Annotated in this window: 13 protein-coding genes; 2 read left to right on the top strand and 11 right to left on the bottom strand. The window is 58.8% G+C overall.

Translation table 11 applies throughout. From position 1 onward, the window contains the following. Positions 1–55: 55 nt before the first annotated feature. From KGA85_RS12735 to KGA85_RS12685, 11 genes are all read right to left on the bottom strand, one after another. Complete coding sequence (locus tag KGA85_RS12735) at positions 56–2017, bottom strand: DUF4105 domain-containing protein (RefSeq protein ID WP_223455018.1); 1962 nt, start codon at positions 2015–2017, stop codon at positions 56–58. After that, on the bottom strand, positions 2014–2334 hold the full coding sequence (locus KGA85_RS12730) for a DUF2388 domain-containing protein (protein ID WP_008002141.1): 321 nt from the start codon (positions 2332–2334) through the stop codon (positions 2014–2016). Before KGA85_RS12730 ends, KGA85_RS12735 begins: the two co-directional genes overlap by 4 nt. 27 nt (positions 2335–2361) lie before the next feature. Further along, complete coding sequence (locus tag KGA85_RS12725; RefSeq protein ID WP_223543160.1) at positions 2362–2679, bottom strand: DUF2388 domain-containing protein; 318 nt, start codon at positions 2677–2679, stop codon at positions 2362–2364. A gap of 107 nt (positions 2680–2786) precedes the next feature. Beyond that, positions 2787–3107: a DUF2388 domain-containing protein gene (locus KGA85_RS12720; protein WP_223543159.1), complete on the bottom strand. Its 321-nt coding sequence runs from the start codon at positions 3105–3107 to the stop codon at positions 2787–2789. 142 nt (positions 3108–3249) lie between these two features. After that, positions 3250–3459, bottom strand: a complete 210-nt coding sequence (locus KGA85_RS12715) for a DUF1127 domain-containing protein (RefSeq protein ID WP_223455013.1) — start codon at positions 3457–3459, stop codon at positions 3250–3252. Positions 3460–3717: 258 nt separating this feature from the next. Beyond that, the gene (locus KGA85_RS12710) at positions 3718–3933 is read right to left on the bottom strand and encodes a DUF1127 domain-containing protein (RefSeq protein WP_030129620.1); all 216 of its coding nucleotides are present in this window, start codon (positions 3931–3933) and stop codon (positions 3718–3720) included. 319 nt (positions 3934–4252) lie between these two features. Beyond that, positions 4253–5746: an acetyl-CoA hydrolase/transferase family protein gene (locus KGA85_RS12705; RefSeq protein WP_223455012.1), complete on the bottom strand. Its 1494-nt coding sequence runs from the start codon at positions 5744–5746 to the stop codon at positions 4253–4255. 213 nt (positions 5747–5959) lie between these two features. Beyond that, the gene (locus KGA85_RS12700; RefSeq protein ID WP_223455010.1) at positions 5960–7396 is read right to left on the bottom strand and encodes an NAD(P)(+) transhydrogenase (Re/Si-specific) subunit beta; all 1437 of its coding nucleotides are present in this window, start codon (positions 7394–7396) and stop codon (positions 5960–5962) included. Next, positions 7393–7749, bottom strand: coding sequence for an NAD(P) transhydrogenase subunit alpha (locus KGA85_RS12695; RefSeq protein ID WP_008047189.1), 357 nt, complete (start codon positions 7747–7749; stop codon positions 7393–7395). The genes KGA85_RS12700 and KGA85_RS12695 overlap by 4 nt, the downstream gene beginning before the upstream one ends. Before the next feature lie 11 nt (positions 7750–7760). Then, positions 7761–8882 (bottom strand): Re/Si-specific NAD(P)(+) transhydrogenase subunit alpha, encoded by a 1122-nt coding sequence (locus tag KGA85_RS12690; RefSeq protein ID WP_223455008.1) that lies wholly within the window; start codon positions 8880–8882, stop codon positions 7761–7763. Positions 8883–9317: 435 nt separating this feature from the next. Beyond that, positions 9318–10217, bottom strand: coding sequence for a LysR family transcriptional regulator (locus KGA85_RS12685; protein WP_223455006.1), 900 nt, complete (start codon positions 10215–10217; stop codon positions 9318–9320). Between the two features lie 157 nt (positions 10218–10374). Here KGA85_RS12685 and KGA85_RS12680 point away from each other — a divergent pair, with 157 nt between their 5' ends. Both KGA85_RS12680 and KGA85_RS12675 read left to right on the top strand, forming a co-directional pair. Beyond that, complete coding sequence (locus KGA85_RS12680) at positions 10375–11556, top strand: acyl-CoA dehydrogenase (RefSeq protein WP_046043971.1); 1182 nt, start codon at positions 10375–10377, stop codon at positions 11554–11556. Positions 11557–11567: 11 nt separating this feature from the next. Then, positions 11568–12788 carry a CaiB/BaiF CoA transferase family protein gene (locus KGA85_RS12675; RefSeq protein WP_223455004.1) on the top strand — a complete coding sequence of 407 codons (1221 nt, stop codon included), beginning with the start codon at positions 11568–11570 and terminating at the stop codon, positions 12786–12788. The last annotated feature ends 549 nt before the right edge of the window (positions 12789–13337 follow it).

Here is a 13337-nt window from a genome sequence, read left to right as displayed (position 1 = left end):
TGGCTAAACGCTGTAAACCTTGTGGGAGCAAGCTCGCTCCCACAAGGTTGCGGTATCAAGGCAACTCTATCCCGCCTGACGCCTTGTGCAGTTTGCGCAGGTGCTCACCAATCTGCTTCACGTTGGCCTCGTTGGCGGCCATTTCGGCGGCACGGCCCGGTTCAAGCAACGCTCTCACTTCCTTGTCCAGATCCCCGGACAGCGCCAGGAGCTGCTTCTGGCGCTGGCTGCTTTCCGATTCCAGATGCTCCCACTCGCTCGGCTGTGGCAAGCCATAACCGTTGGTGCCCAGCAGCTCCGCCGGCCGGCTGAGGAAGCCACTGTTGGCGAGAATGTCCTTGAGCGTCTCGTTGGCCTTGTCCATGCCGCCATTCTTCAGCTCTCGGGCGCCCAGATAGCGCTGCTTCACTTCATCCTGGGCCAACAGCAACTGCCGACGGAAACTCGCTTGCTCCAGCAGAAGCAAGGCCGCACTGGTACGCAAGTCAGCCTGCTCGAACCATTGCCGGCGCTGTTCGGCCTTCAAGTCGAGCCAGTCTTCGACGGTTTCCTGTTTGATCGGCAAGTGCTTTTTTAGTATTTCGAACATCGCCTGATAGCGATCGCGGAAGGAATCGAAACGATAACCCAGACGCAAGGCTTCCCGCGGATCGTCCAGCACGCTGGTGTCCGCCAGTCCTCGGCCCTTCAGCACTTCGAGCAAACCGTTGGGCATGATGTTGTCGAGTCCCACCAATTGCGGGTTATTGGTGCCACCGCGCAGTAATTTCAGCTCTTCCACCGCGCAGTTGTTCGACAGGAAGAAGTAGTTGCCGTCGTAGCTCCAGTGCATCTCGGCGGCACGTCCCACCACGTCTTCAATCTCTCTGCGCGAAAGGTTCAGGGGCACGGAGGCCAGGCTGCGCAGTTCGGTCTTGGTGTATTCGTCGATGACCTGGGACAGCGGCAGGATAAACAGCCGCGACGGGTATTTACCGACCAGGCCATCCCAGCTCGACAGCTGTACGTCGCCGACGAAGGCGCGGTAAGACAGCACCAGATGCTGGTCCAGATCCAATCGGCAATCCGGTCCGCGTGGTCGGCCTGGCGCGCAGATCACCAGGCGCAACATGCTGTGGCCCCAGCGGCTGAACAGGTTCTGGTTGGCCTCGGCCAGCAGATAGTCAACGGCATAGACCCGCTCCGGATCGACCTGGCCCAAAGGTGTCTTGGCGAAGTCGTTGCCGGCATTGAGGAATGCGAAGGTCTTGCCGCAGGTGTCTTTGGTGGCGGGCGCCCAGCTGAAATGTTCCTTGTAGTAGCGGTACAGCGCGGGGCGGCGGCAGGCGTAGCTCGGGTCGAGGAGGAAATACTCCATGTTGACCGCGACGAACTCCTTCGCACTGCTGGTCTCGTAGATGTCCGGGCTGCGGGCAATCTGGCGATTGTGCTGTTCGCGTTCACCGCGACGGCCTACGTATTGCTGCCAGCCGGCGAGGTCGAGCAGGCGCGGATCGTCACTGAGGGTAAAACGCCGACCGGACTGGCCCCGGCATTGGTCGGGAATGCCAACCAGCCCTGAGGTGTTGTTGCGCTGGGTGCAGCGCTGGATCAGCTTGCGGTCAGCATCCGCCCACAGGCGCGAGCGATCGTAGATGTGAGTCAGCTCGTGCAACACCGTGGCCAGCATTTCCCGGCGTACGGTGCCATGGGGGCGATGGGTTTTCTTGGTCGCGGCGCTGCCATCGGTGAGGCCGGCCAGCAGGTTGCGGTTCAGATCGAGTTCGGACACCTGTGATGCCTGACCGTAGGCGTTGCTCGGCATGTCACTGGTCCAGCCGACATCGATGCGTCGATCGAGTTGCTCGATAAAGCGTGGCGGCAGTGCCTGCATGGCTTCATCGAGCAACGCCTGGCTGGCTTGCTGTTGCGCGGGAGTCAGACCTTCGGTCTTGAGCTGTAATTGAAGGCTTGCGTGGGCCGTGTTGCCGAGCAGCAACAGGGCCCCGACCAGCAGCCAGGCGCCTGGACGCTTCACAGTGCGAGGATGGCTTCGGCGAGATCCTGGTCACTGGCGTCACGGGCTTCCGGCACGCGGGTGCGCAGCAAATCAAAGGCGGATTCCAGGTGAGCGCCTCGAATGTCGCCATTGCTGGCAACGAAACTGGCGGCGTCGTCCTGGGCTTCGCGCACGATCTTCGAATCGCGGATGGACGTGGTGGTGTCGGAGGTGAAATCGAGGGTGCGCTGGGTAGCACGGATCAGCATATTACTGGTGGCAACCAGAGTATGTGCCTGGGCCACATCGGCCAACAGCAGCAGGCCTAAGGTGGCAGCAATCAGCGGGTTACGCATGGAACGACTCCAGAAAAACAGGGATAACTATTGGACGAGAATTGCTTGTGCCAGTTCAAGGTCGCTGGCATGAAGTTTTGCCTGGGTTCGGCGCAGATACCGCAGGGCCGACTCCAGTCGTGCGCCTCTCAGTTGGCCGTCACTGGCAATGAATGCCGCAGCGTCATCCTGGGCGGCGAGCAGCAGTTTATGGTCGAAGGGGGCGCTGGTCACCAAACTTGTGGCGTAACCGCTGGCGACAATGCCTTGGGTGGACAGATTGAAGGCGTCATAAGCGTGGGCTGATCCGCAGTAACCAAGGGTAAGAAAGACTGGAGCGATCAAGAGATTTGAAGGAAAACGCATGAGACTCGACAGTTGAAAATGACTCCCAAGGCTAGCGCAAGGCCCGTTCTAGGGCCAGCGCCGAAACATTGGGACACGTCGGGTGTGCCCCATGTCTGTGCAGTCGTTTAGATCGTCAGAATCGCTTGCGCCAGTTGGGCGTCGCTTGCGTTCAGCTGTGGCACCTGGTGGCGAATATGGTCGAGTGCGCTTTCCAGTTTCACGCCGCGGATGGAACCTTCACTGGCGATGAAGCTGGCTGCGTCGTCACGGGCCGCGAGGACGATCTTGTCATCCTTGAACGAAGACGAGACGACATCGGTAGTCGCATCGGACGTGGCTTTGAGCGCATTGACGACAGCATCCGTGGTCACGATGAAGCTGCTGGCTTGGGCACTGGCAGCTACGGCAAACAAGGCTGCAGCGCTGAGCAGACGGAGACGGGACATGGGTAACTCCTTTGGGTAAACCAATTGAAAAATGGCGCAGTGTCTGCAAAGTCAGACGCCAGGCGCTTGGCGCTCGCCACGTTCTGATTTGATATTAGGCCTGAGTGTGTCAGTTCGAACAGTCCGTCATGCAAACAGGCAGTCAGCGCCAGAACGGTTTATCCAATTCATTGATGCGGTCGGCGTGGCTGATGCCAAGGTCTGATAGCTGACGATCATCGAGTTGAGCCAGTAAACGTCGTGTTCTCGCCCTTTCCAGGCTAGCGAAGAGCCCTGTCAGCAGATCTCTGACCCAGTGCAAGCAAGGTCTCGATTGAACTGAGGGGGTGGAAACATCCTGTAAAGAATTCATGGCGCGGTCCCTGTCCTGATAAGTAGAGGGCTCCATGCTGACATCGGCCGAACATCCACTACAGACACACTGCAACGATATTGTACTCATTCAGTTTGTATTATTATCAAACTGTACTGGTCTTTAGGTTTGTCTACTGTAAGACCGGATTTGACAGGCCAAAACGACAAAACCCGTCGTGGTTTCCCACGACGGGTTTTGTTTTTTCAATTCGGGTTGCTGGCGGTGGACCTTCAGGTCAGAGCCAGCGACGCTAACTTAGCGCCAGAACGGCTTGCTCAGCTCTTCGTAGCGTTGTGCTTCGCTAATCCCGGCGTCAGCCAGCAGACGCGAATCCAGGCGAGCCAGTTGATGGCGGCTGGTAATGCGGCGCTGCCACAGCATCAGGTTGGCGATAACGCGCAGAGGCATGGAAGCCTGGGTTTTTGCAGCAGTGTCTTCGAAGAACAGTTCGGAACTGAGTGTACGTTCCATGGTTGACATCCTTCCGCTTATGGCGGGATTAGGTAGTGGTTTAACTGGTGCCCATGATCCTCTCGTTTGCCTAGTCTCTGTAGATACAGTTCATCTGTATTGTGAGAGCTCAGTTAACTGTTTATAGGGGGTGTACTGGTCGAAATTGAAGCAACTGTACCTATGTGCACTGTTATGGTGCTAAATTGCTGTTTTTGCTCGACAAGGTAGGAATTTTCCCTAGGAAATGACCGGTACAGCAGTACAGTTTTTTTCATATTGCGAAGGGGCAAGAGCAAGCTGACGAAACTGTGTTTGCGCCAGCTGCTATCTGTACCAATTACTTCTTCAGCATTTGCCCGGTTTCTTCCAGGTTGATGTGCCAGCTCAGGGCGTCACGCAGGATGTGCGGGGTGTGCCCGCCGATGGCGCACGCGGCGGTGAAGTAATCATTCAGCGCCTGGCGGTAATCCGGGTGCACGCACTTGTCGATGATGATCCGGGCGCGCTCCCGGGGCGCCAGGCCGCGCAAGTCTGCCAGGCCCACTTCGGTCACGAGGATGTCGACGTCATGTTCGGTGTGGTCAACATGGCTGACCATCGGCACCACGCTGGAGATTGCACCGCCCTTGGCGATCGACTTGGTCACGAACACGGACAGGTGCGCGTTGCGCGCGAAGTCGCCCGAGCCACCGATGCCGTTCATCATCCGCGTGCCGCAGACGTGAGTGGAGTTGACGTTGCCGTAGATGTCGAACTCCAATGCCGTGTTGATGCCGATGATGCCGAGGCGGCGCACGACTTCAGGGTGGTTGGAGATCTCCTGCGGGCGCAGAACCAGTTTGTCCTTATAGCGCTCCAGATTGCCGAACACATCGGCATTGCGCCGGCTCGACAGGGTGATCGAACTGCCCGAGGCAAAGCTCAGCTTGCCCGCGTCGATCAGGTCGAAGGTCGAGTCCTGCAGCACCTCGGAATACATCGTCAGGTCTTCGAACGGCGAGTCGATAAGGCCACACATCACCGAGTTGGCGATGGTGCCGATGCCGGCTTGCAACGGGCCGAGCTTGTTGGTCATACGCCCGGCTGCCACTTCTTGTTTGAAGAAGTCGATCAGGTGGTCGGCAATGGCTTGGGTCTCGACGTCCGGCGCCAGCACAGTGGAGGGCGAGTCAGCCTGGTTGGTGACGACGATGGCGACGATTTTTTCCGGTGGAATCGGGATGGCGGTGCTGCCAATGCGATCGTCGACCTTGACCAGCGGAATCGGCGTGCGGGTCGGACGGTAGGTCGGAATATAGATGTCGTGCAGACCTTCGAGATTCGGGTTGTGCGCCATGTTGATCTCGACGATCACGTGCTTGGCGAAAATCGCGAAGCTGGCCGAGTTGCCGACCGAGGTGGTTGGCACGATATGCCCTTGCTCGGTGATCGCTACGGCTTCAATCACGGCAATGTCCGGCAGTTTCAATTGCTGGTTGCGCAATTGCTCCACGGTTTCCGACAAGTGCTGGTCGATGAACATGACTTCACCGGCATTGATCGCCTTGCGCAGGGTGCTGTCGACCTGGAACGGCATGCGTCGCGACAACACACCGGCTTCGGTCAACTGCTTGTCGAGGTCGTTGCCCAGGCTAGCGCCGGTCATCAGGCTGATCTTCAGCGGCGTGACCTTGGCACGCTCGGCCAGCGCCTGGGGGACGGCCTTGGCCTCGCCGGCGCGAGTAAAGCCACTCATGCCGACGGTCATGCCGTCCTCAATCAGAGCGGCAGCGTCGGCAGCGCTCATCACTTTGTCCAACAACGAAGGCAGGCGAATACGGTCACGGTACATGGATTGTTATCTCGGGCAACAGGTAGCAGGACGTGCAGTCTAGTGAATTGCGCCAGCTTCTGTCCCGCTACCAAGGTCGCAATCCAGGCGTCTATTTCGGGCCTTTCGAGCAAAACACCGTTACAGGATCGGTAACAAAAGAATAGTTTGTCCGACGATTTGCGCAAACAAAAACGCCCCGACGAGTCGGGGCGTTCCGTGTGCCGTAGAGGGTTAGTCGACGGCTTTGACCATGTCTTCGATGACCTTTTTCGCGTCGCCGAACACCATCATGGTCTTGTCCAGGTAGAACAGCTCGTTGTCCAGGCCGGCGTAGCCGCTGGCCATCGAGCGCTTGTTGACGATGATGGTCTTGGCCTTGAACGCCTCGAGGATCGGCATGCCGGCAATCGGCGATTTCGGATCGTTCTTCGCGGCCGGGTTGACCACGTCGTTGGCGCCCAACACCAGCACCACGTCCGCCTGGCCGAACTCGGAGTTGATGTCGTCCATCTCGAACACCTGGTCGTAAGGCACTTCGGCCTCGGCCAGCAACACGTTCATGTGGCCGGGCATACGACCGGCAACCGGGTGGATCGCGTACTTCACGGTCACGCCGCGATGGGTCAGCTTCTCGGTCAGTTCCTTCAGCGCATGCTGAGCCCGCGCTACCGCCAGGCCGTAGCCCGGCACGATGATCACGGTGTCGGCGTTGGTCAGCAGGAAGGTCGCGTCGTCAGCTGAGCCGGATTTCACCGGACGCGCTTCTTTCGAACCCGCCGGGCCGGCCGCATCCGCCGTATTGCCGAAGCCACCAAGCAGCACGTTAAAGAAGGAGCGGTTCATCGCCTTGCACATGATGTACGAGAGGATCGCACCGCTTGAACCTACCAACGAACCGGCGATGATCAGCATCGAGTTGTTCAGCGAGAAGCCGATACCCGCCGCTGCCCAGCCGGAGTAGCTGTTGAGCATCGACACGACCACTGGCATGTCCGCGCCACCAATCGGGATGATGATCAGCACGCCGAGCACGAAGGCCAGGGCCAACATCACGGCGAAAGCGGTGTAGTCACCGGTGAGCATGAAGGTCACGCCCAGGCCTAGTGTGGCCAGGCCCAGCAGCAGGTTCAGCTTGTGCTGGCCACTGAACTGTACCGGTGCACCCTGGAACAGGCGGAACTTGTACTTGCCGGCCAGCTTGCCGAAGGCAATCACCGAACCGGAGAAGGTGATTGCACCGATGGCGGCACCGAGGAACAGTTCCAGGCGGTTACCGGCCGGGATCGCGTCACCGAGTTGCGCAACGATGCCCAGCGACTGCGGCTCGACCACGGCAGCCACGGCGATGAACACCGCTGCCAGGCCGATCATGCTGTGCATGAAGGCGACCAGTTCGGGCATCTTGGTCATTTCGACGCGTTTGGCCATGATCGAACCGGCAGTGCCGCCGATCAGCAGGCCGACGATCACGTAGACGATACCGTCCTGGGCCAGCTCGGCACCGAGCTTGTAGATCAGACCGACCGTGGTGAGGATCGCCAAGCCCATGCCGAGCATTCCGAACAGGTTGCCGCGGCGCGACGTGGTGGGGTGCGAGAGGCCCTTGAGCGCCTGGATGAAGCAGACCGAGGCGATCAAATACAGGGAAGTAACCAGGTTCATGCTCATGCTTGCTGCACCTCAGCCTTGGCTGCTGCGGCTTTGGCTGCCGGCGCTTTTGCCGGAGCCGCTTTTTTCTTGAACATTTCCAGCATGCGCCGGGTCACCAGGAAGCCACCAAACACGTTCACCGCGGCCAGGGCCACGGCCAGGGTGCCCATGGTCTTGCCCAGCGGGGTCACGGTGAGGGCGGCGGCGAGCATGGCGCCGACGATCACGATGGCCGAGATGGCGTTGGTCACCGCCATCAGTGGCGTGTGCAGTGCAGGGGTGACGTTCCAGACCACGTGGTAGCCGACATAGATAGCCAGCACGAAGATGATCAGGTTGTAGATACCGTGAGAGATCAGCATGTCTTCCATTGTTTTTATCCTCAGCCGTTCTTGCGCACGATCTGGCCGTCGCGGCACATCAGGCACGCGGCGACGATATCGTCTTCAAGGTTGATCACCAGTTGTCCTTCTTTATCGAACAACAGTTTCATGAAGTCCAGCAGGTTGCGTGCGTACAGCGCCGAAGCGTCAGCCGCCACGGCGCTGGCCAGGTTGGTCGGGCCGACGATGGTCACGCCATTCTCGACAACCACCTGATCGGCCACGGTCAGCGGGCAGTTGCCGCCCTGGGCCGCCGCGAGGTCGATGACCACCGACCCCGGCTTCATCTGGGCCACGGTTTCCGCGCTGAGCAGCGTTGGTGCCTTGCGGCCCGGAATCAGCGCGGTGGTGATCACGATGTCAGCCTGCTTGGCGCGTTCGTGCACGGCCGCGGCCTGGCGCTGCATCCAGCTGGCCGGCATCGGGCGGGCGTAACCGCCGACACCGACGGCGCATTCACGCTCTTCATCGGTCTCGTAAGGCACGTCGACGAACTTGGCGCCGAGGGATTCGATCTGCTCTTTCACCGCAGGACGCACGTCAGACGCTTCGATCACCGCCCCCAGGCGTTTCGCGGTAGCGATGGCCTGCAAACCGGCCACGCCGGCACCGAGGATCAGCACGCGCGCCGCTTTCACGGTGCCCGCGGCGGTCATCAGCATCGGCATGAAGCGCGGGTAGTAGTGCGCGGCCAGCAACACGGCTTTGTAACCGGCGATGTTGGCTTGCGAGGACAGCACATCCAGGCTTTGGGCGCGGGAGGTGCGCGGCGCCGCCTCCAGGGCAAAGGCGGTAATCCCGCACTCGGCCAGCTTGGCGATGGTTTCGTTGCTGAACGGGTTGAGCATACCCACTACAACGGTGCCGCTTTTAATCAGCGCCAGCTCGCTGTCGCTGGGAGCGACCACCTTCAAAATCAGCTCTGCACCAAACGCGTCATTGGCGCTGCCAATGGTTGCGCCTGCCGCTTCATAGGCACTGTCGACTACGCTGGCATTAACGCCGGCGCCGCTTTGTACAGTGACCTTATGACCCTGGCTGATCAGCTTCTTGATGGTTTCCGGGGTTGCAGCAACCCGTGTTTCACCGGTCTGGGTTTCGAGAGGAACACCAATGTGCACGTCAAATCTCCTGCGTGATCTTATTGAGTAAACCCATGCACTACGGATGGTGCGGCTGGGGCGGCCGATCAGCACGATCCCGCCAAATCAGGGCGGGGCGCGGCATTTTGCAGGCGAACTTTGTGCCCTTCAAGGGATTATGACGGGTGACGGAAAATTAACTACAAGTCACCCCGTGACCGAATGTCGCAACCAACCGGGTCAATCCCTTGCAGACCGTGCTTTGCGAGGATTCTGGCCGAAATTGAAGAATTTACACATCGGCCGTATGAATGATGCGGCATCGCTTCGAAATAGTGGCGCAAAGCCGCGTGGTCAGCCGCTTGTGGGACGTTTGTACGACTTTTCGATACAGTTTGCTGGTATGCGACAAATACGTATATCTGTAGGGCTTTGATTTTACTGACTACGGGGTCAAGTAACGTTGAATAACCTTTATCCCTCTAGGCTGTAGCTGTGTGCTTGATTTACCAGCCAGTCACGAAATGCCCTTAAGGATGCGGATTCGACCTTCCGCTCAGGAATCATCAGGTAATAAGCCTTGATGCTGGACAGTGCTTGCGGGTTGGCGATCACCAGGCGTTTTTCTTTCAGCTCCCTTTGAATCAGGAACGGTGGAATCAGGGCAATGCCCATGTCGTGCATGGCCGCTTGGGCGAGCATGGAGAATAGCTCGTAGCGGGGGCCTGTCATGTCTCGCGGGACATTTATGTGTTGGGAGTCGAACCATTGGCGCCAGGCATAGGGGCGGGTGGTTTGTTGCAGAAGGGGTAAGTCGGCGATTTCTCCGGGCGTCAGACTAGTCTTGTTTCCGAGCAGGTTGGGGCTGCAAACGGGCATTGGATTTTCACCCATCAGCCTGTGGGATTCTGTACCCGACCAATCCGCGTCACCGAAGTAGATGGCGGCATCAAAATCAGTGTCGGCGAACAGGAACGGGCGCGTGCGGTTGGTCAGGTTGACCGTTACTTCCGGGTGCTTTTGCTGGAAGTCCTTGAGTCGCGGCAGCAGCCATTGGGTGCCGAAGGTCGGAACGACGGCCAATTCGATCACGTTGGTGCCTTGCTGGCCCATGACTGACAAGGTGTCGCGCTCAACCGCGTCGAGTTGAGTGGCCACTCGACGGCTGTACGAGAGACCAGCTTCCGTCAGCTTGACCCCGCGCCGCGAGCGTCGGAACAGTTCCACGCTGAGGAACTCTTCAAGGCTGGCGATCTGTCGGCAAATCGCTCCTTGGGTCAGCGAAAGTTCCTGGGCGGCCTTGGTGAAGCTCTCGTGGCGCGCCGCGGCCTCGAAGCTGATCAGGGCGGTGGTGCTGGGTATCTTTCTGCGCATGTACGTCAACCTCACTAATACATCGCATAAAGGCTCTTTTGCGACGTTTCGGAGTGAGAAATTAGCACAACAGTATGCGAAATCCTCGTTTGCCGTAGCGCCGATCCGGGCCTAGGATCAGTCCACGTTATTTGACCCGATTCGAGAGGACACACTCATGGGCGGTAAAGCTAGCTTCAACTGGATCGATCCCCTGCTGCTGGATCAACAGCTCACTGAAGAAGAACGCATGATTCGCGACACAGCTGCGCAGTTTGCTCAGCAGAGCCTTGCGCCGCGCATCCTCGAAGCTTTCCGTCATGAGAAGACCGATCCGGCGATCTTCCGCGAAATGGGCGAGATCGGTCTGTTGGGCGCAACCATCCCCGAGCAGTACGGTGGCAGCGGCCTGAACTATGTCAGCTACGGCCTGATCGCTCGTGAAGTCGAGCGCATCGACTCTGGCTATCGCTCGATGATGAGCGTGCAGTCCTCGCTGGTGATGGTGCCAATCAATGAATTCGGTACCGAAGCGCAGAAGCAGAAGTACCTGCCGAAACTGGCGTCGGGTGAGTGGATCGGCTGCTTCGGCCTGACCGAGCCTAACCACGGCTCCGACCCGGGTGCGATGATCAGTCGTGCGCGCAAAGTGGAAGGCGGCTACAGCCTCACCGGCAGCAAGATGTGGATCACCAACAGCCCGATCGCCGATGTGTTCGTGGTCTGGGCCAAGGACGATGCCGGTGACATTCGCGGCTTCGTTCTGGAGAAAGGCTGGAAAGGCCTGAGCGCTCCGGCGATTCACGGCAAGGTGGGCCTGCGGGCATCGATCACCGGTGAAATCGTGATGGACAACGTGTTCGTGCCAGAAGAGAACATTTTCCCGGATGTCCGTGGCCTGAAAGGTCCTTTCACTTGCCTCAACTCGGCACGTTACGGCATCTCCTGGGGTGCGCTGGGTGCAGCCGAGTTCTGCTGGCACACCGCTCGCCAGTACACCCTGGATCGTCAGCAGTTCGGTCGCCCGCTGGCCGCCACTCAGTTGATCCAGAAGAAGCTGGCCGACATGCAGACTGAAATCACCATGGCGCTGCAAGGCTGCCTGCGTCTGGGTCGCATGAAGGACGAAGGGACCGCTGCAGTCGAAATTACCTCGATGATGAAGCGCAACTCTTGCGGCAAGTCCCTGGACATCGCGCGCATGGCCCGCGATATGTTGGGTGGTAACGGCATCTCCGATGAATTCGGTGTTGCGCGTCACCTGGTCAACCTGGAAGTGGTGAACACCTATGAAGGTACTCATGACGTCCATGCACTGATCCTCGGTCGTGCGCAAACCGGCCTCCAGGCGTTCTATTAAGGAGAACGTCCATGGGCGCGCTATCGCATCTACGGGTACTGGATTTATCGCGGGTGCTGGCCGGGCCTTGGGCCGGGCAGATCCTGGCCGACCTTGGCGCTGAAGTGATCAAGGTCGAGCGTCCGGGTAACGGCGATGACACGCGCGCCTGGGGGCCACCGTTCCTTAAAGACGCTTATGGCGAGAACACCAGCGAGGCTGCCTATTACTTGTCGGCCAATCGCAACAAGCAATCGGTCACCATCGACTTCACTCGCCCTGAAGGGCAGAAGCTGGTGCGTGAGTTGGCGGCCAAGTCGGACATTCTGATCGAGAACTTCAAGGTCGGCGGTCTGGCGGCTTATGGCCTGGACTATGAGTCGCTGAAGGCGATCAATCCGGATCTGATCTATTGCTCGATCACCGGGTTCGGCCAGACCGGTCCTTACGCCAAGCGTGCGGGTTATGACTTCATGATCCAGGGGTTGGGCGGCCTCATGAGCCTGACGGGGCGACCTGAAGGCGAAGAAGGCGCGGGGCCGGTAAAGGTTGGCGTGGCGCTGACGGATATCCTGACCGGGCTGTATTCGACTGTCGCGATCCTGGCTGCGCTTGCGCATCGGGACCACGACGGCGGTGGTCAGCATATCGATATGGCTCTGCTGGACGTGCAGGTGGCTTGTCTGGCCAACCAGGCTATGAACTACCTGACGACAGGCAATGCGCCTAAACGCCTGGGTAATGCTCATCCGAACATCGTGCCCTATCAGGATTTTCCTACGGCGGATGGCGATTTCATCCTTACCGTCGGGAACGATGGTCAGTTCCGCAAGTTCGCGGAAGTGGCCGGGCAACCGCAGTGGGCGGACGATCCGCGTTTTGCGACCAACAAGCTGCGGGTGGCAAACAGGGCATTACTGATTCCGCTGATCCGCCAGGCAACGGTGTTCAAGACTACCTCTGAGTGGGTGGCGCAGCTGGAACAGGCTGGCGTGCCGTGCGGGCCTATCAATGACGTGGCGCAGATGTTTGCCGACCCTCAGGTGAAGGCGCGTGGGTTGGCTATCGAGCTGCCGCATGCGCTGGCCGGGATGGTGCCTCAGGTGGCGAGCCCGATTCGACTGTCGGAAACGCCGGTGGAGTACCGTTTTGCACCTCCTCTGCTGGGTGAGCACACGCTGGAAGTTTTGCAGCGGGTGTTGGGCCTGGATGCCGGGGCGGTGTCCGCATTCAAGGCTTCGGGCGTTCTCTGACTGGTCTCTTCTATATAGAGGGGTGTTTCGGCTCCTCTATATAGGCTTCCTTTGGGCGGTTTTGCTGCATTCTGCAGCTTATTGATAGAAAACCTAAATCAACGCTTGACGGCAGATTCTGGAAGCCTATAATTCGCCCCACTTCCGGCGCAGTCGAAACGGAAAACTCCTTGGTAAACAACGAGTTGCGCAGTTTTCGGCAGCAGGTTGCTTCAGGTCATCGAAGCCGAAAGGGAGTTGAAAAAGAGGTGTTGACAGCGGCGTGTAACGCTGTAGAATTCGCCTCCCGCTGACGAGAGATCTGAGGCGCAAGTGGTTGAAGTTACAAAGGAAACTTTGAAAGCTTCTGAAAAATACCACTTGACAGCAAATGAGGCTGCTGTAGAATGCGCGCCTCGGTTGAGACGAAAGATCTTAACCAACCGCTCTTTAACAACTGAATCAAGCAATTCGTGTGGGTGCTTGTGGAGTCAGACTGCTAGTCAACAGATTATCAGCATCACAAGTTACTCCGCGAGAAATCAAAGATGTAACCAACGATTGCTGAGC

It is taken from the genome of Pseudomonas sp. GL-B-12 (assembly GCF_019955895.1).
Classification (GTDB): domain Bacteria; phylum Pseudomonadota; class Gammaproteobacteria; order Pseudomonadales; family Pseudomonadaceae; genus Aquipseudomonas.
This window is presented reverse-complemented; position numbering and strand designations above follow the sequence as displayed.

What these genes read in the sequence shown, in the direction of transcription:
- KGA85_RS12730 (WP_008002141.1), bottom strand. Translation starts at nt 2,334, where the DNA reads ATGCGTAACCCGCTGATTGCTGCCACCTTAGGCCTGCTGCTGTTGGCC.
- KGA85_RS12725 (WP_223543160.1), bottom strand. Translation starts at nt 2,679, where the DNA reads ATGCGTTTTCCTTCAAATCTCTTGATCGCTCCAGTCTTTCTTACCCTT.
- KGA85_RS12720 (WP_223543159.1), bottom strand. Translation starts at nt 3,107, where the DNA reads ATGTCCCGTCTCCGTCTGCTCAGCGCTGCAGCCTTGTTTGCCGTAGCT.
- KGA85_RS12715 (WP_223455013.1), bottom strand. Translation starts at nt 3,459, where the DNA reads ATGAATTCTTTACAGGATGTTTCCACCCCCTCAGTTCAATCGAGACCT.
- KGA85_RS12710 (WP_030129620.1), bottom strand. Translation starts at nt 3,933, where the DNA reads ATGGAACGTACACTCAGTTCCGAACTGTTCTTCGAAGACACTGCTGCA.
- KGA85_RS12705 (WP_223455012.1), bottom strand. Translation starts at nt 5,746, where the DNA reads ATGTACCGTGACCGTATTCGCCTGCCTTCGTTGTTGGACAAAGTGATG.
- KGA85_RS12700 (WP_223455010.1), bottom strand. Translation starts at nt 7,396, where the DNA reads ATGAGCATGAACCTGGTTACTTCCCTGTATTTGATCGCCTCGGTCTGC.
- KGA85_RS12695 (WP_008047189.1), bottom strand. Translation starts at nt 7,749, where the DNA reads ATGGAAGACATGCTGATCTCTCACGGTATCTACAACCTGATCATCTTC.
- KGA85_RS12685 (WP_223455006.1), bottom strand. Translation starts at nt 10,217, where the DNA reads ATGCGCAGAAAGATACCCAGCACCACCGCCCTGATCAGCTTCGAGGCC.
- KGA85_RS12680 (WP_046043971.1), top strand. Translation starts at nt 10,375, where the DNA reads ATGGGCGGTAAAGCTAGCTTCAACTGGATCGATCCCCTGCTGCTGGAT.
- KGA85_RS12675 (WP_223455004.1), top strand. Translation starts at nt 11,568, where the DNA reads ATGGGCGCGCTATCGCATCTACGGGTACTGGATTTATCGCGGGTGCTG.